Raw genomic sequence first — 22,978 nt, 5'->3', positions numbered from 1 at the left:
AGTGTAATTGTGTAAGTTATAAAAAGGTTATCCATATTTTCCACTTATACATGTGGATAACTGACTAATTTTTGATGTTTTATCACTTAAAAATATAGTTAGAATACAAAGGATCAATACAGATCCGAGATCAACCGGCATCAATAAATACAAGTTTGAACCGGCAAACCACCAACGATCATCACTGATCCTCCCCCGCTAACATATTGATCTCTGCCCCTAAGACACAATATCACCACGATATACCGCTAACCTTGCAATATAACGTTGACTTTTTGTTCAGTAGTCCGTAAAATCGCGCCTCTTTTGTAAATCAACGAAAAGGATCGCTACCTTTTTGTTATTGTAATAACCGATCGGACGGACATTAATATGAAACGTACATTTCAACCTAGCGTACTAAAACGCAAACGCGACCATGGCTTCCGTGCTCGCATGGCTACTAAAAACGGCCGTAAATGTTTAGCACGTCGTCGTGCTAAAGGTCGTGCTAAACTATCTGCTTAATTAGCATTTAGGTGGTAGAGCATACCTTCGGAAGGGAGTTAAGACTTTTAACTCCCTCTCAGTTTTCCCGCATATTCAATGAACCAGCCAAAGCTGCATCTCCTTTCTTTACTGTTTTAGCAAAACCTAATCAATTATCACATCCTCGTATTGGCATTACTGTCGCTAAAAAACGAGTGAAAAAAGCCGTTAATCGAAATACCGTTAAGCGAATCGTAAGAGAAAGTTTTCGTTTAAATCAGCATAATCTTCCTCCAATAGATATTGTAATCATGGCCAAGTCAGGCATTGATCAGCAAACTAATGCTGAATTATTTAAACAATTGGAAAAGCTATGGCGCAAAATCGCACAGCGTACCAGTCAGGAGTAATTCTGCTAATTCGCGGCTACCAAAAATGGATTAGCCCGCTATTTGCACCAAGCTGTCGTTTTACTCCAACTTGTTCACATTATGCTATTGAGGCAATTTCTCGATTTGGCGTAATAAAAGGTTGTTGGTTATCGGGCAAACGTATTTTAAAATGTCACCCTTTGCACGCTGGGGGAAATGACCCAGTTCCTGAACTTAAAAATAAAGACGAGAAATAAGCTGTTATGGAATCGCAACGTTCATTTATGTTTATCGGTCTGTTGTTAGTATCGTTTCTACTTTACCAACAATGGCAATTAGATTACGGGCCAAAGCCAGTAATTACCGAGACACAATCACAACAAGATACTCAAGCCGCCTCTGTGAATAATCAGGCTGACGATGTACCTGCATCTTCTGATTCTGAAATTTCTGTAGCAGCGGCCTCTCGCCAAGTTATTAATGTTAAAACGAACGTATTTGATATCGATATCGATACCAAAGGTGGCGACATTATTTCTTCAACATTGCTAAAGTTTCCTGTTGAGCAAGGTGGCGAAGAAAAACTGCATTTATTTACACCAAATAACGACAAGTTGTATATTGCACAAAGTGGTTTAGTGGGTCGTGATGGTCCTGACGCAAGTAGTAAAGGGCGTCCGGTATACACCAGCGCACAAACTGACTACCAAGTGACTGATGGCAAACTAACAGTGCCTTTAACATACACAAACGAATTTGGCATGACGTTTACGAAAACGTTTACCTTTGACGCCAACAGTTACGCCATTGAAGTAAAATACGACGTCACTAATAACACTAGCGACATTCGTACCGTACAGTTTTATGGTCAATTAAAGCAAAGCATTGCGGGTGACGAAGGCAGTATGATGATGCCAACTTACCGCGGCGCAGCATACTCTACACAAGACGACACATACGAAAAGTATGACTTTGACGACATGGTCGATCGTAACCTTAATAAACCAACGTTAGGTGGTTGGGTTGCGATGATCCAACATTACTTTGTGTCTGCGTGGATCCCACAAAGTGATGATCAAAATACTTTATACAGCCGAGTGGTTTCTGGTGGTAACGGCATTGTTGGTGCGAAGTCATCTCCAATAGATATTCAGCCAGGCGAGAATATGACTTACTCTGCCATGCTGTATAACGGTCCAAAAGATCAAGATGTGCTTGAACAACTTTCTCCTACATTAGACCTAACCGTTGATTACGGTATTTTCTGGTTTATCTCTCAGCCATTATTCTGGTTATTGAAAGTGCTGTATGGTTTAGTTCACAACTGGGGCTTTGCAATTATTTTGATTACGATTATCGTGAAAACGGTAATGTATCCACTAACGAAAGCACAATACACCTCAATGGCGAAAATGCGTAACCTACAGCCTAAACTCGCTTCATTAAAAGAGCGTTATGGTGAAGACCGCCAAAAAATGGGTCAAGCCATGATGGAGCTGTATCGCAAAGAAAAAGTTAATCCTATGGGTGGCTGTTTACCCATGCTAATTCAAATGCCAATTTTCTTAGCGCTTTACTGGGTATTTTTAGAAAGTACCGAGCTACGTCAAGCAGAGTTTGGTTTATGGATTACTGATTTATCTGCAAAAGACCCGTACTTTGTATTACCAATTTTATTTGGTGCGAGTATGTTCTTAATGCAGAAGTTACAACCTACGCCAATGACAGATCCGATGCAGCAAAAAATCATGATGTGGATGCCAGTAATGTTCTCGGTATTCTTCTTATGGTTCCCTGCTGGTCTAGTACTTTACTGGTTAGTGAGTAACTTAATCTCAATTGCACAAATGCTTATCATTTATCGTGCAATGGATAAAGACAAAGAAAAAGCCAAGGCCAAATAACAGGCCGTTGGGGATGCAGCTAAGCGACAAGCATCTGAATCCCCATAAGCTTAGATAAACTAAGCGATTAGGCTGAAGATGCGCAGTCAACAACGCTACATCTTCAAATGGGACAGATATAAAAAGGTGGCGTAAGTCACCTTTTTTTGTAGCGGGTATCAACGACTGCTATGCTTGCCAAACCAATGTATTTAATTTATTTAGACAACTTATAGCGCTTCAATCATGACAGACCAAGCCTCATCAAATAGCTCACAACAATCAGCAGCGACATTCGATAGCCCTGATACTATTGTTGCACAAGCCACCGCTCCCGGTCGTGGTGGTGTAGGCATAGTGCGTGTTTCAGGCCCAGCCGCAACATTAGTAGCAGAGCGTATATTAGGTAAAGTACCCAAGGTACGTTACGCCGAGTATTTACCGTTTAAGGATGAACAACAACAGCCATTGGATGAAGGGATTGCACTCTTTTTTAAAGCCCCTCACTCATTCACTGGTGAAGACGTGCTAGAGCTACAAGGTCATGGTGGCCCTGTCATTATTGATATGCTAATTCGCGCTATTTGCCAAATCGGTAATATTCGTATTGCCCGCCCTGGTGAGTTCAGTGAGCGCGCATTTCTCAATGATAAAATCGACTTAACTCAAGCTGAAGCCATTGCCGATTTAATTGATTCAAACTCTGAACAAGCGGCTCGTTCAGCATTACAGTCGTTGCAAGGTGAGTTTTCTGAAAAAATTCATACGTTAGTTGAACACGTGATCCATTTACGTATGTACGTTGAGGCAGCGATTGACTTTCCAGATGAAGAAATAGATTTTTTGTCTGACGGCAAAGTAGCGCAAGATCTCAACAATATCATCACTAGCTTAGAAGCGGTTCGCTCGGAAGCTAAACAAGGCAGTATTATCCGTGAAGGCATGCGCGTGGTTATCGCAGGCCGCCCAAATGCGGGTAAATCTAGCTTACTCAATGCACTAGCTGGCCGTGATGCCGCTATTGTCACAGACATTGCCGGCACCACTCGTGACGTGCTGCGTGAACACATTCATATTGATGGAATGCCTCTGCACATTATCGACACCGCTGGTCTACGTGAAAGCCCAGACAAGGTGGAGCAAATAGGTATTCAACGTGCTTGGGATGAAATAAAACAGGCCGACCGCGTACTCTTTATGGTAGACGCAACCACAACAGATGAAACTGATCCTCACAAAATTTGGCCAGAATTTGTCGCGCGATTACCAGAGAACATAGGGTTAACCGTGATCCGCAATAAAGTCGATTTATCAGGTGAAAGTGCTGGCCAATCAGACGCAAATCAGCATCCCGTGTACCATTTATCTGCTAAAGACGGCAGCGGTATTACGTTGCTTAAACAGCATCTTAAAGATTGTATGGGCTTTCAAGGCTCAACAGAAGGTGGCTTCATGGCACGCCGTCGTCACTTAGACGCACTCGACAATGCTGCACACCATTTATACTCAGGAAAAGACCAACTAGAAGCACACATTGCAGGCGAAATACTGGCTGAAGAGCTACGTATTACACAGCAATACCTCAATGAAATTACTGGCGAATTTAGTTCTGATGATTTATTGGGCAAAATTTTCAGTAGCTTTTGTATCGGTAAATAATCAACTTGCCTTTGTTGCTCACATAGCTTGCCGCGAGAAACTTTCTTCGGCAAGCTCAATTAATGATGATAAATATTTTCCACATCCATGCCATGTAACACTTCACCCACGTCAAGCAATTGAAAATCTTCTAAATCCAGTACATCTAATACCTGCGCGCCGAAACGCTCCCAGTCACTATCAAAACTTGCGTTACATAATTTACCTGGCGCACCAACCATGTGCTCAGCTAATTTTAACAGTGCAAATAATTGCTTTTCTGTCGCTTCGCCCGACGCCAGCATAATTGAACAACTATGATGATACGCAATTACGTTAGACATCGCCGCATCCAGTCCCCATGTTTGTGCAATTAAAAAGCCAAGCACTTCATGTGACGATGCAATTTCACGTTCTTCATATTCACTGATTGACTCTTCAGTTTGCTCATAAGCGTGCCGTAGCACATCGGGGTAATCTGGGCGTTGATCAAAAATTAACGCTATCCCAGCATCATGAAACATACCTACCGTGTAAGCTTCGTCCGCCATTCCTAAATCAAGGTGCTTGGCTAATGCCGAACAAGCATTGGCTACTTGCGTAGAGGTATTCCACAACTTATGGGTGAATGCGTCTTCATTGCCACCACTTACAGCAAAACGTAGCGCCACACTGCGCACTAATTTAATCAGCCGATGTAGACCTAAAAAAATACAAGCATGCTCTATTGAGTTCACTTTTCGGGATAATCCCATTACAGGCGAATTAACTACCTTTAGTGTAAATCCAGCAATGCCAATATCCTGATTTATCAGATGAGCAATCGTTTTTATATCTGGCGAATCGCTTTCAATTTCTTCTTGTAATTTCACCAACATGTCAGGACGAGGGGGAATGGTGAAGCCTTCGAGTAGTTTATCTATTTTTGCAAGGTCCACGGGAGTTGCCATTTAAATCACCAACGTAACTTATCATTTATCAGCAAGAGAAAATTAACTTTAAGAGCAAAGTTAACCACGATATTAAGAATATAGATGGGGTTTCTAAAACTTACCAAATGATTTAGGAGCTTTATTGATAAACATATATGTATTTAATTTTAAAATAACTTTTCCGCTCTGTTTGTACCTATAACACTTCAAGTAGCGTTATCCATACTAAGTTTTATTAGGGAAATCAGGTCGCTACCAATTCGCATTAGGCAAGGGAAAATAAAGCCACTAACACCGCCAACACCACCGCAATAGCAAAACATAAACGAATTGCCCTCGCCCATGTTGGGTTACTAAAAACGTGTTTAAGCATGGCACCGAATAGCAGCCATAACCCGTCAACTATGATTGCAACCACAAAGCACACCAATGCCATCACAACCAAACTATATTTCGCATCATGAGCTGTATTGTATTGAGAGAATAAGGCGAGAAATGCGGCATACGCTTTAGGGTTAACTAAATTAAGAATAAAGCCGTCAGCTAAAGAAGGTAAGGCAGCCTTGTTATTATCAGCGCTAATCATTGGTGCGCGTGCAATTTTAAACGCCACGTAAATAATATACAGCACGCCGATGATTTGTAGCACTAACCCCATTTTTGGCCATTGGGTTAACAGTGCCGCTAAACCAAGCCCAGTAGCAATAATCACCCACGCTAAACCACCCAAGATGCCAATTAAAAATGGTGTACTTTGCTTTACACCAAATGTCGCGCCTGTAGCCGCTAACGCTAACGGAGCTGGCCCGGGCGAACCTAACAATAACGCCGTTGCAGTTGCTAATAAAATTAATTGCTCTGTCATCAATGTCACACCTATCATTTACACTGTAATGTATTTACAGCTACATCAATATGTTAGGCGTAGTATGCAGTAATGCTTTCATCTACACTAATCACGCTAATTAACATTGAACATTAACGCCGAATATAATTGCGTATAACACGCTGTACCAATCTAAGGAAAGTAATCACATGATAGTAATACTGGCAGCAGATATTTTCGGTATAAAAGACTATCTATATCAATTTGCCGAAGAGCTTAGTCAGGCAGGATTTAAGCCGTTAATCGTATCGCCTTACTCAATTAATACGCCGCCGTTTTATCACGAAACGGAGGCTTACCAGCATTTTTGCAGCGTGACTAGCGTTGAAAAATACACCGCGAAATTAGCAGATATTGTTGCCAGCCAAACCGATAACGTCATTATAGTTGGATTTAGCGTAGGAGCAGCCGCTAGCTATGTATTAGCCACATCCACGCCCGTTAACAAAGTTATTGCCTTTTATGGTAGTCAAATACGTCATTACAGCCACTTAGCGCCGCTGTGTGAACTGCTAGCAATACTACCTGAAAGTGAGCAGCACTTTTGTATTTCATCGTTACACAGCAGTCTTACGCGCCATCACAATGTAACGTGTATGCCTACTCCTTATCAACATGGCTTTATGAACCCGCATTCAAGCGCGTATCAAGTCACTGCCGCACATAATTGGCAAAGCAAAGTCATCACCCTACTTCACACACCCACACCATAAATGCGATATTCGATTAAGATTTGTAATAAACATTTGCTATTAACTTATGCCATAATTACGCCCACTTTTTAGCAAAGAACTACATCGTATTTATGAAACATATTGAAATTATTATTGGTAGCCAAATGGGCGGTGCTGAATATACCGCTGAACAAATGGAACAAAAGCTAACAGCTAAAGGCTGGAGCGTGAACTTACACGAAACGCCGCAGCTAGATGCCATGTCAACAAAGAATGTAATTTGGTTAGTATGTACGTCGACCCACGGCGCAGGCGATCTACCAGATAATATTCAACCGTTTTATGATGAGTTAGACGCACAGTCGCCAGATCTTAGTGAACTAGAATATAGCGTGTTGTGTATTGGAGATAGCAGCTACGACACCTACTGTGGTGCTGGAACAACTATGGATCAAAAATTGGCCGAATTAGGTGCTAAACAAATTACCGAAATGGCTGCCATTGATGTAATGGAGCATCCACTGCCTGAAGAGTTTGCTTTAGAATGGTTAGACAGCTGGATAAAAAAAGCCAGTCAGTAACCAGCTTAAGTGTAACACTGAAGATCTGATGTGCAGGTAATGTGCAGGTGATGAGGTAATCGCCTGCATATTACGACACATGCGCAGTACAATATTCGCTTATACGCATAACGGTTAATGCTTTGCGTGTGCCCTTTGCGTTACTTTATAACCAACCAAATATAACAAGCCAGTTATTAACCATACCCACGCTGCCAAAAGAGCAAAGTCTGTTACCAGCTCAGGCTTTCTTACCCACAATTGCAGCGCCAGTAAACCACGAATAATGCATAGCGTAGCAATGGCATAAATACCAAACGTTAGTAACGGCAATTTACGAATCACCTTCGCGCCCGACAACGCATATAAACCAAGCAATACAAAAATGGCTGACACAAAAGTAGTGCCTAACGGCGCTAATAATGTGCCTAACGGCGCTAATAATGTGCCTTGTTTTGCCGACTCAATAATTTGTGGAGGTGCCATTTGTGCTGCATAACACGCGGGGCCTAACGCAATACACGACATGTGCGCTATCGCTGTACCAAACGCTACCAGCGCAGCAATCATTAAACAAACGCTTCCTAAACGCATACCAATACAACCCTTTTCTTAATACTAAAAGCTGACTTTGCCACGCATTTGTTTAACCTTACCACGCTGGTTCTTCTTATCCATACGTTTACGCTGAGACGATTTCGTAGGCTTGGTTGGACGACGTGACTTTTGGATCACGGTGGCAGATCGGATTAACGCCACTAAACGATTAATAGCATCTTCACGATTGAGTTCTTGAGTACGAAATTGCTGCGCTTTTAAAATAACCTCGCCTTCTTTGGTAATGCGGCTATCTTTCAGTGCAAGTAGGCGTTCTTTATAAAATTCAGGAAGACTAGAATTGCGAATATTAAAACGTAAATGAATAGCACTGGACACTTTATTGACGTTTTGCCCACCCGCGCCTTGCGCACGGATCGCAGTTAGCTCAACTTCTTCGGGCTTTATACTAACGGCGTTAGAAATAATAATCATGCTGGTATTCTTATGGCGGGATCGCCCTTGGTTTAAAAATAAAGCCGTAACACTTCTATTGCTACGGCTTTGCTATTATAACCAAATCCCCAAATAAGGATACCTAAAGAAATTAAGCCGCATGCTGAAGCACAACCTCTTTATCTACGATTGCTGGTGCATTTCTTTCTTTAGCGAACAACCAATAAAACATGGGCAGAATAAATAGGGTAAATAACGTGCCTACTAACATGCCAACCACGAGAATAATACCAATACTATTCCGTGCTTCTGCGCCTGCGCCCGTTACCAACACTAAGGGAAAGTGGCCAAAAACAGTAGCAGCCGTTGTCATTAAAATAGGGCGTAACCGCGTTTGCGCCGCTTCCGTTATAGCTTGCAGTTTTGACTTACCCGCTTCTTGCACACTGTTAGCAAATTCCACAATTAAAATACCGTTCTTCGCAATTAAGCCGATTAACGTAATCAAACCTATTTGCGAGTAAATGTTTAACGTGGTTAAACCAAAGAAAGGCAAGATTAATGCCCCTGAAAGCGCTAAGAATACACAGCCACCAAACACAATAAGGGGATCTCTAAAGCTATTAAATTGAATGGTTAAAATAAGATAAACAATAAATAATGAAAGCCCCATGGTGGTAATCAATTGGCCACTGGAGCGTCTAATCTCACGCGACTCACCCGCATAATCCACATAATAGTGTGCAGGTAGAATATCTGCCGCAGCTTGCTCTAATGCCGCTAACGCCTTTTCTTTGGTTGATGATGGCAAAATACCACCAAACACACGGAACGCGTTCTGTTGCCCGAATGAGTTTAATTGCCTTGGTGCGGTTTGCCACTGTATTGAAGCGACCGCAGCTAAGGTAATAAGATCGCCCGACGGTGTTTTAATGGGTAACGATAAGATTTCGTCAGGATTTGAACGACTTACTTCATCCAATATGGGAATAACTTTATAGGCTTTTCCACTTGCATCATAACGGTTAGCGTAATTCGTTGTTAGATAAACGCTTAACTGCTCACTCACACTGCTCATCGTCATATTGTGATCAGCAATTTTATTGGCATCAAATGACAGCAGCATTTGTGGTAAATCAATTTTCAAATCGGTGTCTGCATATAAAAATTCACCACTTTGAAATGCGGCACCAACGAGTTTGTCAGCATATTCTTTCATCTCTTCGTATGGCGCTGCGGCTTTTACAATAAATTCAATATCAAATTGACCCGCCGTAGGTAATGAAGACGGCATGATGGGTAATAAATTCAGTCCTGCCGAACCTGATAAGTAACCGTAAATTTCTGGCAGCTTTTCACTGGTGCTGTAATCGCGTTCGGAAGACGACTTAAACTCTAAGCCACCGAAGCCACCAGCAGGGTATAAGTTTTGCCACATTTGATTCGTCCCTTCGATAGCAAGCAATGAATCAACCACACTGGTCATTCTGTCTTCGTTATAAGTAAGTGAAGAATCTGGCGGCGACTGCACTAACACAAAGATATTGCTTTGATCTTCAATGGGCGCGAGCTCTTTTGCTGACCCTAAATAAAAAGGCACCATCAGCAGTGTAACTACAAATGCAAAGACGATGAGTTGCGGCGTCCATGCAAAACAACGTTTCAGCACGCTTACATAACGCTGGCTTAATGCATCAAACAGCGCATTCACTTTTTTAGTAAAGCGGCTTTCTTTGCCCCCTTCTAGTGCCACATTGGCACTCATAATTGGCGATAAAGTTATCGCAATAATGCCTGAAATAATCACCGCAATCGCTAGTGAGAAAGCAAATTCTTTAAATAAAATACCGGTTAAGCCGTCCAAAAAGCCAATGGGTATATACACCATCGCCAGCGTCAGCGTCATTGAAATAATCGGAATTAATAATTGTCTGGAACTGATTAAAGCAGCTTGCAAACGCGAGTGTCCATTACGCATATGACGACTCACATTTTCTACCACCACAATGGCATCATCCACCACTAATCCAACTGATAAAACAATCGCTAGCACAGTAAGTAAATTAAGCGAGAAGCCCACTAAATAAATGGCTGCAATTGCGCCTAAAATAGAAATAGGAATAGTCACTAAAGGCACTAATGCAGTGCGCATTGACCCCATCATTAACAGCACCACAATGCCCACAATAATTATGGTTTCAACTAAGGTGGTTGTAATTTCTTTGAGTGAATCACGCATGTACAACGTGCCATCATAAGCAAAGTTGATGCTAAGGCCGTTGGGTAGCGTTTTATTGATTTCAGCAACCGATTGGTAAAGCTTGTCACCTATGGCAATTTCATTTTCCCCCGGTAACGGCCACACCGCTAAATACACAGTATCTTCTTGGTTTAATCTCGCACTGATCATTGGCTGAGTATGCGCACGTTCTATACGGGCAATGTCTTTTAAGTGTATATTTCTGTTACCTAAGTTTTTAACAATGATGTTTTCAAACTCAGCCACGGTTTGTAATTGGGTATTAGCCACAATATCTATTTTTTGCTGCTGACTATCCGTAAAGCCAAAAGTGGCCAGTGTGTTATTGGCTTTTAATGCTTGGTTGATGTCGGCTGCACTTAAACCATAGGCATGCATTTGATCAGGCGCTAGCCAAATACGCATGGCAGGTGTTCTATTCCCTTCGATATCTACTTTTTGTACGCCCGGTATGTTATTCAAAATTGGCGTGACTTGGCGACTCATAAAGTCGGTAATGGCTGTTAAGTCATAGCCCTGCGTTTTTACATTTAAATAAAATAAGGCATGAGGACGGTCGGTTCGACTTACCGTGATAACAGGATCTTCTGCGGCTTGGGGTAATTCAAAACCTACCTGACTTAATTTTGCCGACATTTCTGCCAGTGCCCGCGTGCTATCTTCGTTTAAATTTAGCCATGCCGTGACTGTACTTGAGCCTGCTTTAGACACCGAGTCAACATAATCAACCCCCGGTACGGTAGACGCTACCCGTTCAATCGGATCAGTCACAAAGCCTTTGATAATGTCTGCCGATGCTCCGGTGTAATTCGTGGTAATCACTAACGAAGCACTTTCCAGCCGAGGAAACTGCATCACTGAAATATATACCAGTGCATAAATTCCAGCACAGCAAAATGCGATAGACAATATAATGGACAGAATCGGTTTATTGACAAACTTATCTACCCAACTACCAGCGTTGGCTCGAGCACTCATAATGACGCTCCTTGCACTGACTGCGTGGCGTTATCGTCTGTTGTGGTGTTGGCCGCAGGCACAATATTCACTTTAATCGTAGGCCACAGTTTAAAGCTTCCTTCTAACGCAATTAACTCGCCCCCTGATAAACCCGACTCAATTACTACATGATTCGCTTTGCGCGCTAACACTTTCACTTCTTGGCGATAAGCACGATGAGTTCCCTGTTCATCTTGATTAATCAAATAAACAAACTGACTTAACCGGTCTGACACTAATGCTAAATTAGGCACATGAATTTTTTGCTGTACCTCTGCAATCGGCACCGTTACATTCACCATATGGTTATGACGCAACACCAAATCGGCATTTAATAGTTTCGCACGATATTTAAGGTGCCTGGTATTGTGAGTAAACACTGGAGAAACCGAAGCGACTTGCGCAGTCACGCCTTGATTATCGGCATCGGGTGTCGTTACTAATACTTTGGTATTTAGCACTAACTTTGGGTAATGCTGTGGAATATGAAAATCTATCCAACTATAGTCTTTGCTGCCAATAATCTGTGCAACTTGGCTATTCGCCGTTAAATACTGTCCCACTTGTAAGTCGTGAATATCCATCATGCCATCGAACGGCGCTTTAATTATTTTTTTATCAATTACGGTTTCCAGCACCGCAATGTCGGCCCTAAACACGTCTTGTTGTGTTAGTGCTTCTTCTAGCTTCTCTTCACTAATTTTGTTGGTTTTAAATAGCTTTTCGTAGCGACGTACCACCTTTTCCTGCAATGCCAATTTAGCTTTTGCTGCGGTCAGCTGCGCTTGTTCAATTCTGTGATCGAGAATCAATAAAATATCATCTTGCTTAACTGTTTCACCGGATGAAAAATACAGCTGTGAAATTGTGCCGGCTAATTCATTACTGATATTGAGTGTTTGCCTTGCCTGATTGACACCTTTTACCGTTAAGGTTGGTTGATACTGAGACTGATCAACCACTAATGTTGTGATCGTCGCTGTTGGTTCTCCCATATTGTTTTGTTTGCTATCAGCAATTAACGTTTGTTTATACAGCACAATACTAGAAACAATAAGCGCGATTAAAGTAATGGCAATAAACCATTTTATGTATTTCATGTGACGAATTCCTTCTGTTGACGAGTAAGGTGCTGAGTCTGACGTCTGCCTCAGCACGCTTTACTCACGGTAAAAACGATTTACCAAAACATTTGCAAACTTAAGCGCTAAGCAACGGGCCTGTATTCCGCGCTTTCTTGCTTAAGCTGACTATGTGCAACAGCAAGTTGACCTGCTACTTCGGCGGTATTAATCAACACTTTCATGTTGGCTGTTGCCGACCGCCCCTGCGTGACCTCATCAATGGCATGCATGATGTACTTCGTCACACCGTTACCCGATACACCATCACGTTTTGCAGCGGCAATGGCTTTATTGATCTCGGCATCAATTTCGTTACTGTCGATGGCATCTTCTTCCTTCGTTGGCGTGGTAATTAATACCGCACCTTTTTTGCCTAAATTCCAATACGTTTCGATGGTGCGCGCAATCATATGCGGATCATCAATGCGGTGTGGGCTTGGCAAGCCGCTAGAGCGACAATAAAATGCAGGAAAATCGTCATAACGATAAGAAACCAAAGGCACACACTGCGTTTCTAAAAACTCCATCGTTAACCCCAAATCCAATATGTTCTTCGCACCAGCGCATACCACCGCCACTTTTGAGCGCGTAAACTGAATTAAATCTGACGAAATATCCATGCTGGTTTCAGCACCTCGGTGAACACCACCAATCCCTGCTGATGAAAAAAATGGAATATTAGCTAGCTCTGCCGCCACCAGCGACGATGCCACCGTTGACGCGCCTAAGCCGCCCTTTGCTAATACCACAGGCAAATCTCGGCTAGACACTTTTGGAATGCCGCTTTCGGTGGCAAAACGCGTTTTCATGTGATCGGTCATGCCTATCAAAAACTGGCCATTCTCAATGCCAATGGTCGCAGGGATCGCACCGCCCTTCCTTACGGCTTCTTCGACTAAGTTTGCCGTTTCAAGGTTGTACGGATACTTAAGACCATGGCTAATTACATTAGACTCAAGCGCGACAACCGGCAGACCTTGCTGAATGGCATCATGCACTTCTTCAGTAAAGATCAATGGAATTGGGCTATGGGTATCTTTTATTGCTTTGTTCATTCGCGTTCCCTTATGCAAGCGTTTCTGTATTGGTGTTTGATGCCATGGCTTTTAGGCTCGTTGATAGCTCATCAATCCCTGACTGTTTTAACAAACTGTAGTGATCGGCGGTTAACTCTATGACGGTTGGAGTTTGACGTGAGAAGCCATGACTATTTTCAATAAACGAATAATTGTCGCCCTGCGCCTTAAGAATGGTGATCTTGGCCTTTAGCTGACGTTCTTGTAGCTCTTTGAATGAATACTCAAACTCATAGGTTTGTTTAACAATTTGCGTAATTCTCAGCACCAACCCCACATCTAAGTGCGGATAACGCTCGTTAATAAAAGTCGCAAAGCTGATTTCGTCTTTTGCCACTTTCAAGCATTGTTTTAGCGCTGGGCTGTCAATATTGTGCGCAAATACCGAGAACAGTATGGTCACAAACCCTAAATTATTGAACGTGGGTTGATTACCATGTTGCGATTCCATTTCTGCATGCAACTTTGGCGAACCGGGCGCAATTAATACCAGCTCTTTAACGTCATCACCCTGCTGTTCTAATTGATAAGCCGTTTCAAATGCGACACGTGCCCCAAACGAATATCCCCACAATGTATAAGGACCAGTAGGCTGCTGGCGTTTTATCGCAGCAATATCACGCGTCGCCATTTCCGCAATCGTTGGGTAAGGCATTTCGCCTTCATTGATCCCGTAAGCTTGAATGCCCACAAACGGCTGATGGATATGCGCTGAATTGGCAAGTAAGCGTAAATTCATTGGATAACCACCTAATCCAGGCCAGCAATAAATCGGCTTCTCGCTGACTGACACTTCACTGTTTATTGCATCTGGTTTATTGCCTTTGCTAAGTGGGATCAGTCGTGATGAAGGTCGGCTATTTTGCTCTGTCACCTTGCGTGCTAACGCCTCTACCGTTGGCGCTTCAAACAGTACTTGTAACGGCAATTGAATTTGAAATTGTTTATTAATTTTATTGATCATCGACACTGCCATCAGTGAATTACCACCTGACTCGAAAAAGTCGTCCGTCACTGACACGGCATCCCACTTCATCGCAGCTTTCCAAATATCGCCAAGCTTCTCTTCAACCTCGGTTCTTGGTGCAATAAATGGCTTATCAATTTGGTCGCTATTAAGCGCTTCACTGGCTTCTAGCGCTTTGTAATCAATTTTTCCGTTTGCTGTTTGTGGCAGTGCATCCATAATAATGATTTTGTTGGGCACCATATAATTAGGCAGCAAGTTCAATAAATCATCTTTAATCATTTCAACCGGGCCACGCATGTGAATGGTATCTTCTTTCATCCCTTCACTTTCACGTTGCTCGTCACTAATTCTGCCCCCAATACAGAAATAGAAGGCCGACACCTCTAATTGGTTTCTGTTTAAGATGGATTTGATACGAGTTGCTGATGGTAAGTCATTACCTGACTTAGAGCTGTACCCCGACGACATTAAGCCTAAGTTTAAGTCGTTCATTTGTAATAACTGAAGCTTTCTACCCAAGGCAATGTAATGTTGCCAGCTAAGCTCTGACTCACACACCATTGAAATACCAAAGCTGGCACGCTCGTATACTTGTTGATTAATCGCAATTACATCTTTTTTCAGAATGAGTTCATCATCAAGCCGCACTAATTGATTATCACGATACTGATATTGTCCCGCAGGCATGCCAGCGATGCGGTCAGCATGGGTTTGTACATAAATGGCCACGTCTTGCTTGGTCGGCTTATTACAAAACGAAACCAGTGGAAAGCTTCCTAAATAGAAATCCTCTTCCGCACAATCTAAATGCGGTTTAACACTGTCAATGAATTCGCCTGTTCCTACTGATAAACCGTAGCTTGGTAAAATCTTGTCGAATAAACCCAACATGTGACCCACTTCCATTTCCAACACTTCTTGAATGTTGTTTTTGTAAACGGGTTCAATGGCACTGTTTTTACCCATAAAGTGAATATTGATTGCGGGTTGTGAAGACGGTGTCACCGAGGTAATTAAAATCAGCTCGTGATGCACTGGATGATAGTAATAAACGCCACTTTCTAAGCCAGCAATATGGTGCATTTCCAAATACATTTGCGTTGCATATAACGCGCCCGGCGAGGCATAACCGTATTTTGGTAGTAGTCGCTCTGGACTAGAAAACTGGCCAAAGTTACGCAGTAATTTACTAAGCGACTCAAAGTTTAAATCAGACAAGTCAATCGCAGAGGTTAACGGTGGCTGGGCAGATAACAACGTGAGTAAATCCTCTTTTGCCACCTCACCACCTTCAAAAAAGCGGTATGTTTTACGCGAATAGGCCAAGGCACGTTGCGCTGGAGTCGCGTCTTTATGTAATAGCGTAATTAATGTTTGATTATCATCGTCACGCTCGCGACAGCCTTTATTAGATAACTGTGCTTTAACTTGCAACTTACTCTTTTTCGACTGATGGTGTGCGCCGTGGTTACCTTGGTCCATTAACGCGGCTTCTTTTGGGTTTAGCTCTATACATGCAATTAAGTTCTGAAAGCTTGTTCTTGCATCATGCTTAATAATCATCGCGGCATTTTTAACCCAGCTATGATCTTCAATCGCTAAACGAATTTCATCTAACTCAACTCTAAAGCCACGTAATTTAATTTGGTTATCAACGCGCCCCGAAAACTGCACAGAGCCATTATCATTCCAGTATGCTAAATCTCCTGTTCGGTATAACTTCTCACTTAACGCCTGTTCATCTGTATGAATAAATGGATTATCAACAAAGCGTTCATTGGTCATATCTGCTTTATGCAAATAACCTCGCGCTAATTGAATACCACCAATAAACAATTCTCCAATCTCACCGACTGCGGCCTTTTCGCCTTTACTATCTAAAATATAATATTGCGTATTAGCAACCGGATAACCGATAGACAATGCATTAGGACCACCTGCAACCTGCGCTTTATCAATCACGTATGCAGAAGAGTTTATTGTGCACTCCGTTGGCCCGTATAAATTAACCAGTGTTGTTTCTGGCAATGTTTCAAAACATTGATTAGCAAGGTGTTTTGTTAAAATCTCACCGCCGCTGAAGATGTGTTTTAGCGAGGTGCAATCATGCGCCCCAATCGTATCCAACATCGCTTGCAGCAACGTAGGTACACACTGGAATGAAGTGACTTGATGGCGAATAATGGTTTTGATAATCCCTTCAGGATCACGATAAACGCCAGGTGCGCCAACAACGACTGTTGCTCCAAAACAAGGAGCCAATATCTCCCATTGCGCCGCATCAAAACTCATTGGCGTTTTTTGCAATACGATGGTGTGCTTATCAAAGCGATATGCTTGCTGTAGCCATGCCATTTGGTTCACAATACTTTTGTGTTCAATCATTACCCCTTTAGGCCTGCCAGTACTGCCAGAGGTGTAAATGATGTAAGCCAAATTGCTTGCAGCGACTGTGCTTTCTAATGTTAATAGCGCGCTGGTTGATAAGTCTTTGCTATAAAAATGAATATCTGACGGTGTAATAATGGTCACATGGTTAGGAATTAAGCTGGTTAATCGCGCCTTTAAATTATCTTGGCAGAAAACCACTTCAATCTTTGAATCTTCAACCATGTATTTAATGCGTTCTTCAGGGTATTCAGGCGATAGTGGCAAATATGCGGCACCAGCCAGAATAATTCCCCAACTGCCAATCATTAGCTCCATTGATGGATCAACAAACAAACCAACACACGTATCTGGCGTAATACCTATAAATTGCAGATATTGAGCTAATTCAGCGCTTTGCTGAGCCAACTCCTGATAAGTGAGTGACTCATGATCGTAAATAACCGCTGTATGGTCTGGTTGCTTTTTCACTTGTTCAATAAATAGATCTGTTAAGCATCTATTGTCAGTGATCGATGTAGATGGATTGTTATTAGTAAAAGTTTCCATAATCGAATTTTTAATTCCTTTACCGTTGCGAGTACAAATATCTTTTGCACATTTCATGTAAGGTAACTCTGTTTAATGAAGATACACTTACGGTGTTGAAAAATCTGAGTCTCGTACAACAAAAACTAAAAGCTCAGCAGTTAATAGCCGCTAAATCTTGCAAAGCGTGCTGCCAATAATAAACCTTGATGACAAGTTACTACATATCAAGATACTTTATATAAAGATACATGAAGAAAAACAATAGTCAACTATCTTTACGTAAAGAAAAAATAGTGTTACTGTCGCTTTATGAAAAAAGATCATGTAGATACAGTACTAGAGCAGTGGGAAAAAGAACGTCCTGACTTGGATTCATCCCCTATGGCGGTGATGGGTAGGTTAGTTAGAACTAGTAGTTTTTTTCATGCCGAATTGCAAAAGGTGTTCTCAACGTTTAGCCTGAACAGCGGCGAATTTGACGTGCTTGCCACGTTATTACGCACAGGAAAACCTTACGAGCTTACGCCTAATCAGCTTTTAAATACGTTAATGCTATCGTCAGGCGCAATGACAAATCGAGTGGATCGACTAGAAGCAAAAGGTTACGTAAAACGCTCTCCTGATCCCAACGACCGTCGCGGCGTATTAGTTTCATTAACCGATGAAGGCTATAAACTAATTAGTGAAGTGATAGTTGCTCATGTTGATAAAGGTAACTTTTTAGTTAGCCCCCTTTCGAAGCAAGAGCAAACCGAGCTTGCTGACTTACTAAAAAAGCTGATTTTGGCGCATCAGAAAAACGATAGTTCGATTAGTTAAACACTATCATCCTTCTATTTAACTTCTTATTTATGATTGAACCCTAACAGCTGACTCTTTTCAGCTGCTAGGCTTAAAAGGGCGTCACTATTACTTAGCGAGTTTCTGCGACGTTTTCCGTAATTCAGCTAAATATTTATCAACACAAAGGGGAGTTTTTAGTGGGCTGGTGTCTGTTATATTCAAATGCTTTACAAAGTCCACTTGCTCGCCAGACACGTGCTGTCTGATCGCTAACTGACCTTCAAGTGCTCTTTCCACCGCTGTCGATGGGTGCTCTACATCGATTCCCAGCGCTAGTCTTTCTTCTAATATCCATTTGTCCAGTTTCTCATAGCGCTCCCTCAAATCCTGCTCTGCTTCCGTTAATAAAGACTCAACAGGTAGCTCGATGAATAAAGCTTCTTTGGCAGTAAGTGCTGTAAACGTGGCAAACCCACCTTCACTAAAGTTATTTAATCCCCAGTAAGCATAAATAAATGCTTCCTTAATGTGCTCTGCACTTTCTCGCCTTGAACCTTCATCATAACTTAGCTTTGCGGTAACGAGTGAACGACGAACTAAATGCTTAAGCGCATAATAAGATGCTCCTTGTACTAATAACCGCTTGGCAATTTCACTTTTTTTACCTTGGTCAGCCAGTGAATGTTGAACAAACGCCACCATAGCCCATTTATCATCATTAAAAGCCAATGCCTCTAATTGTTCTAGTGGCAATGCTTCATAGGGTTTCATTAAGTTAACGTTAGGAAAGTACCTTTCATCCATATGAAACTCAAAAGGATCCTCTCTAAATGATGCCTTTCCTATTATTCTATTCCACTCTTCAGCTTGAGTTTGCGCATAAAGATTATCGCTTTCATTTAATTCAACGTCAGGAAAACACCATTCATCTTCGTAGTTTTTCTTCGGTGGGCTTGCTTTATTTGTAGTCATTGCTGACAGCTCCACTTTTTCTGTGATGCCATTATCTACAAGTTTATTACTCGCTTTATGCGATAGAGAACCAGCCCTATCAGCGGGCTGCGCCTTAGTATTTATCTCAATGATATTAGCTGCACTCTCATTTGTGTTCTCACAGGTAAGGCATTCATCACTAGAATAACCCACGCTCAAAAAGATAATGGCGACAGTACTTAGGCACATTCCAAGCCAAAGCTTATTTTTATTTTTCAATGATATTTACCTTGTTTGCGTTAGAGATAAAAACGGTAGGCTAAAAGACACATACACTTACCGTGCTTTTGCTGTAACTCAAAAAAGTAAGAGGATTGTTTAAGTGTAAAAATAAGGAGAGATTGATGCATTCCATGGCTCATTTAACTTCATTTAATTAAAGGTCTTCGCTATTTAGGTTGACTATTTTAATGCTTTCTAGCTCGTTTACAATATTATCTATGAGGCATAGTGCACTGACCATTGCTTTGGGTATGGCTGGAAAAATGCCGCAGGGAGAGTGCGGCATTGCATGGTTGGACTAAGCAGCATCCTTGCCGCATGGTTGTCACACAAGCATATTGTTATTCTCGCTGCTAGAGATGCGCCTCCAACGAGCAAGAATGCACAATATTAGGTAAAGCACAGTCAACCTCGACTATGTTTTATTAAGCTACAGACATTTCTAAAGCAGGATAATCGGTGTATCCGCGATGGTCGCCACCGTAAAGCGTGTTACCATCCATTTCATTGAATGGCGCGCCTTCTTTGATGCGTGTGATTAAGTCTGGGTTGGCGATGAATAACGCACCAAAACATACGGCATCGGCGGTATTATTACTTAGCACTTTTTCAGCAATCTCAGGTGTTACTGGGCCAGACTCAGACGTTTCATGTGGGTTGAGTAAAAATGCACCTTGCCACTGTTGGCGTAACGCTAAAATATGTTCACGATTACCTGCTTCCATTATGTGAATAAATGCAATATCCGGTAGGCGTGATAATAAATCTTGATACTGCGCAACTGATTCTGCTTCATGGATATCGTTGTAAGGATTATCCGGAGAAAGACGAATACCAGTGCGCGCTTTACCAATTTCTGCAATGACTGCGTCAACGACATCTAAGGTAAAATTAGAACGCCTCGAGATATCACCACCGTATATATCGTTACGTTGATTAGTATTGTCAGATAAAAACTGATGCAATAAAAAGCCATTACCGGCATGAATTTCCACGCCATCAAACCCTGCACGGATCGCGTTCTTAGCAGCACGCGCAAAGTCTTCTATTGTTTGTTTTATCGCCTCTACCGTTAGTGCTATGGGTGTGGGGTAATCTTCCATACCTGTAGGGGTAAATGTTTGACCTTGCGCTGCAATGGGGCTTGGGCCTACGGGTAAATGTTGACTTGGATATAAAGAAGGATGACCAATACGGCCTGCATGCATTAATTGCGCAATAATTTTACCGCCTTTTGCGTGCACCGCCGCCGTCACTTGTTTCCATGATTCAACTTGTGCTTCGCTATGTAAGCCCGGCGAATTCATAAAACCCTGTCCTTGCTGGCTAGGCTGTATACCTTCAGAAATAATTAGCCCTGCATCGGCACGCTGTGCGTAATACGTTGCCATTAAGGGGGTCGCTAAACCTTCTGTGGTGGCGCGATTACGGCTCATAGGAGCCATAATAATACGATTTTGTAATTTCATATCGCCTAACTTTATGGCGTCGAACATATCTAACCCAGATGTTTGATTAGTCATAATTAGTTTCCTTGTGTGCTTTTTATATTTATTTGATTGAGCGGATCAGTAGCGATGGTTGCACCTTTAGTCGTAACAAGTGTCGGCCCTGCTGGCTTGCGGCTATCTGACTGCGCGTTAGTAGTTGGTTTAGCTTGACGAGGTTGTGCCATTAAAATTGCGGCAATAATCGCAACGGCACCTGCAATTTGATAAAGGTTAAAGGTTTGATTTAAAAATACATATCCTAAAATAGTGGCAGTCAGTGGACTGGCGAAAGAAATAAACGACACACTGATGGCCGGTAAACGCTCAAGACCTTTAAACCAAATCATATATGAAAGCACGGCACCGAAAACACTGAGATAAATGTAACCAATCCAGTTATTTAAGGTTAAAGTGCTGGGTAACGTTTCGTGCATAAATGCCAGCGGTAATAAAACCAATCCGCCCACGGCTAATTGCCAGCCTGTAAAATTAAGCACGCTCACGCCTTCAGGTCGCCCCCAACGTTTAGTCAGCACTATGCCTATTGCCATGCTTAATGCACCAGCAAGCCCTGCAAATACGCCCGTTGAGTCTAATGTTTCAACCGGTTTAAGAACTAAAAGCGCCACACCGAGAATCCCGACGGCACATGCTGCAATTTGCAACATTTTAATGCGCTGGCTTAATAAAAGTGCGCCCAGTACCAAGACTAAAATAGGCTGGCACGACATAACTAATGCAGCAATGCCGCCAGGCAAGTGATATGCCGCAACAAATAAGAAGTAGAAGAATGCGCCAATATTTAATGCTCCCAATACTATTGCTCTAAACCACCACACGCCTTTGGGCAATTTGCCACCGATTAATAATAACAATAACCCCGCAGGTAATGCCCTGATCACAGAAGCAAATAAAGGAGTGTCAGCTGGTAGTAGCTCTGTTGTTACCAAATATGTGCTTCCCCAGATAATGGGGGCAATAGCAGTAATAAGGGCATACTTAATGAGGTTATTTATCATTATCTTGCTCCTGAGTCTTGAGTACCGAAATATCGATCACCAAAATCACCAATGCCGGGCACCATAAAGGCATGCTCGTTCATCCGTTTTTCAATTGATGAGGTAACGATACGAAGCTTTGGATATGCTTCTGTTATTCTTTTGATCCCGTCTGGCGACGCTAGCAAGTTAATAAAGATGATGTTTTCTTCTTTAACGCCATGTTCTAACAACACATTTAGCGCTTCTATTGCTGATCCACCCGTGGCCAACATGGGCTCAAGCAGCAAAACATGGCGACTGGCAATATCTTCAGGCAAGTTGCTATAAGAATATGTTGCTAATTTGGTTTCTTTATCGCGCTGTACCAGTATTTTGCCTAATGGAATGCCAGCAAATACTGAGCGTAATTCGGTTTCCATGCTTTCACCAGCACGGATAACGGATACGGCACATACGTCAGTGGCAAGTTCAAGCCCTTCAAAGGTTTCACCTATAGGTGTAACCACTGATTGTGAGCGAAATGGTAGTAAATTAATGCCAGCTTCTAATAGCAAGCGGATCACTTGATCCGAATAATAAATAAAATCTTCTTGGCTAGTTGTTTTGTCGCGTATTTGTAAATGAAGCGACAGCAGCTGATTAGTTTGTGGTAAAACATGCACTGCATTTTCACAAAACATACTTAAAATCCCTGTATTTAATTTTAGTAATGGTTGATTCATAACAGCACTAGCAA

20 protein-coding genes are annotated in these 22,978 nt (G+C 42.1%); 8 read left to right on the top strand and 12 right to left on the bottom strand.

Annotation, left to right across the window (positions count from 1 at the left end):
* Window positions 1-372 precede the first annotated feature (372 nt).
* From rpmH to mnmE, 5 genes are all read left to right on the top strand, one after another.
* On the top strand, window positions 373-507 hold the full coding sequence (gene rpmH / locus HUU81_RS17370; RefSeq protein ID WP_199610147.1) for a 50S ribosomal protein L34: 135 nt from the start codon (window positions 373-375) through the stop codon (window positions 505-507).
* An 11-nt stretch (window positions 508-518) separates the two neighbouring features.
* Window positions 519-878, top strand: coding sequence for a ribonuclease P protein component (gene rnpA / locus HUU81_RS17365; RefSeq protein ID WP_199610146.1), 360 nt, complete (start codon window positions 519-521; stop codon window positions 876-878).
* Window positions 842-1,096 (top strand): membrane protein insertion efficiency factor YidD, encoded by a 255-nt coding sequence (gene yidD / locus HUU81_RS17360; protein ID WP_199610145.1) that lies wholly within the window; start codon window positions 842-844, stop codon window positions 1,094-1,096. The genes rnpA and yidD overlap by 37 nt, the downstream gene beginning before the upstream one ends.
* A gap of 6 nt (window positions 1,097-1,102) precedes the next feature.
* Window positions 1,103-2,743, top strand: a complete 1,641-nt coding sequence (gene yidC, locus HUU81_RS17355; protein ID WP_199610144.1) for a membrane protein insertase YidC — start codon at window positions 1,103-1,105, stop codon at window positions 2,741-2,743.
* 225 nt (window positions 2,744-2,968) lie between these two features.
* Window positions 2,969-4,381: a tRNA uridine-5-carboxymethylaminomethyl(34) synthesis GTPase MnmE gene (gene mnmE / locus HUU81_RS17350; RefSeq protein ID WP_199610143.1), complete on the top strand. Its 1,413-nt coding sequence runs from the start codon at window positions 2,969-2,971 to the stop codon at window positions 4,379-4,381.
* 59 nt (window positions 4,382-4,440) lie between these two features.
* On the opposite strand, the gene HUU81_RS17345 is transcribed toward mnmE, so the two are convergent.
* Together HUU81_RS17345 and HUU81_RS17340 are read right to left on the bottom strand one after the other, a co-directional pair.
* Complete coding sequence (locus HUU81_RS17345; protein WP_199610142.1) at window positions 4,441-5,310, bottom strand: HDOD domain-containing protein; 870 nt, start codon at window positions 5,308-5,310, stop codon at window positions 4,441-4,443.
* A 247-nt stretch (window positions 5,311-5,557) separates the two neighbouring features.
* Entirely contained in the window at window positions 5,558-6,157 is a 600-nt protein-coding gene (locus tag HUU81_RS17340; protein ID WP_199610141.1) for a LysE family translocator, read from the bottom strand.
* 125 nt (window positions 6,158-6,282) lie between these two features.
* Here HUU81_RS17340 and HUU81_RS17335 point away from each other — a divergent pair, with 125 nt between their 5' ends.
* Window positions 6,283-6,891: a dienelactone hydrolase family protein gene (locus HUU81_RS17335; RefSeq protein WP_325071804.1), complete on the top strand. Its 609-nt coding sequence runs from the start codon at window positions 6,283-6,285 to the stop codon at window positions 6,889-6,891.
* 92 nt (window positions 6,892-6,983) lie between these two features.
* Window positions 6,984-7,433 (top strand): FMN-binding protein MioC, encoded by a 450-nt coding sequence (gene mioC, locus HUU81_RS17330; RefSeq protein ID WP_199610139.1) that lies wholly within the window; start codon window positions 6,984-6,986, stop codon window positions 7,431-7,433.
* Window positions 7,434-7,547: 114 nt separating this feature from the next.
* Here mioC and HUU81_RS17325 read toward each other — a convergent pair whose 3' ends face one another.
* The 6 genes from HUU81_RS17325 to HUU81_RS17300 all read right to left on the bottom strand — a co-directional run bounded on the left by HUU81_RS17325 (window position 7,548) and on the right by HUU81_RS17300 (window position 17,771).
* Window positions 7,548-8,006 carry a hypothetical protein gene (locus HUU81_RS17325; RefSeq protein WP_233520546.1) on the bottom strand — a complete coding sequence of 153 codons (459 nt, stop codon included), beginning with the start codon at window positions 8,004-8,006 and terminating at the stop codon, window positions 7,548-7,550.
* Window positions 8,007-8,030: 24 nt separating this feature from the next.
* A complete protein-coding gene (gene arfB, locus HUU81_RS17320) occupies window positions 8,031-8,444 on the bottom strand; it encodes an alternative ribosome rescue aminoacyl-tRNA hydrolase ArfB (RefSeq protein WP_199610138.1) in 414 nt (137 codons plus the stop codon).
* Window positions 8,445-8,556: 112 nt separating this feature from the next.
* On the bottom strand, window positions 8,557-11,643 hold the full coding sequence (locus tag HUU81_RS17315; protein ID WP_199610137.1) for an efflux RND transporter permease subunit: 3,087 nt from the start codon (window positions 11,641-11,643) through the stop codon (window positions 8,557-8,559).
* Complete coding sequence (locus HUU81_RS17310) at window positions 11,640-12,764, bottom strand: efflux RND transporter periplasmic adaptor subunit (RefSeq protein WP_199610136.1); 1,125 nt, start codon at window positions 12,762-12,764, stop codon at window positions 11,640-11,642. The genes HUU81_RS17315 and HUU81_RS17310 overlap by 4 nt, the downstream gene beginning before the upstream one ends.
* Window positions 12,765-12,871: 107 nt before the next feature.
* The gene (locus tag HUU81_RS17305; RefSeq protein ID WP_199610135.1) at window positions 12,872-13,843 is read right to left on the bottom strand and encodes a pseudouridine-5'-phosphate glycosidase; all 972 of its coding nucleotides are present in this window, start codon (window positions 13,841-13,843) and stop codon (window positions 12,872-12,874) included.
* 10 nt (window positions 13,844-13,853) lie between these two features.
* Window positions 13,854-17,771, bottom strand: coding sequence for an amino acid adenylation domain-containing protein (locus tag HUU81_RS17300; RefSeq protein WP_199610134.1), 3,918 nt, complete (start codon window positions 17,769-17,771; stop codon window positions 13,854-13,856).
* Window positions 17,772-18,062: 291 nt separating this feature from the next.
* Between HUU81_RS17300 and HUU81_RS17295 the strand changes: the two genes are divergently transcribed.
* Window positions 18,063-18,572 carry a MarR family winged helix-turn-helix transcriptional regulator gene (locus HUU81_RS17295; RefSeq protein WP_199610133.1) on the top strand — a complete coding sequence of 170 codons (510 nt, stop codon included), beginning with the start codon at window positions 18,063-18,065 and terminating at the stop codon, window positions 18,570-18,572.
* A gap of 90 nt (window positions 18,573-18,662) precedes the next feature.
* On the opposite strand, the gene HUU81_RS17290 is transcribed toward HUU81_RS17295, so the two are convergent.
* The 4 genes from HUU81_RS17290 to upp form a co-directional block, all read right to left on the bottom strand.
* Window positions 18,663-19,748, bottom strand: a complete 1,086-nt coding sequence (locus tag HUU81_RS17290) for a hypothetical protein (RefSeq protein WP_199610132.1) — start codon at window positions 19,746-19,748, stop codon at window positions 18,663-18,665.
* Window positions 19,749-20,176: 428 nt separating this feature from the next.
* On the bottom strand, window positions 20,177-21,274 hold the full coding sequence (locus HUU81_RS17285; RefSeq protein ID WP_233520545.1) for an alkene reductase: 1,098 nt from the start codon (window positions 21,272-21,274) through the stop codon (window positions 20,177-20,179).
* Window positions 21,275-21,276: 2 nt separating this feature from the next.
* Window positions 21,277-22,260: an EamA family transporter gene (locus tag HUU81_RS17280; RefSeq protein ID WP_199610131.1), complete on the bottom strand. Its 984-nt coding sequence runs from the start codon at window positions 22,258-22,260 to the stop codon at window positions 21,277-21,279.
* Entirely contained in the window at window positions 22,260-22,964 is a 705-nt protein-coding gene (gene upp, locus HUU81_RS17275) for a uracil phosphoribosyltransferase (RefSeq protein WP_233520544.1), read from the bottom strand. The genes HUU81_RS17280 and upp overlap by 1 nt, the downstream gene beginning before the upstream one ends.
* Window positions 22,965-22,978: the final 14 nt, after the last annotated feature.

This window comes from Flocculibacter collagenilyticus (assembly GCF_016469335.1).
Taxonomy (GTDB): Bacteria; Pseudomonadota; Gammaproteobacteria; order Enterobacterales; family Alteromonadaceae; genus Flocculibacter; species Flocculibacter collagenilyticus.
Note: the sequence above shows the minus strand (reverse complement) of the source record. Positions and strands in the feature narration are given on the sequence as shown.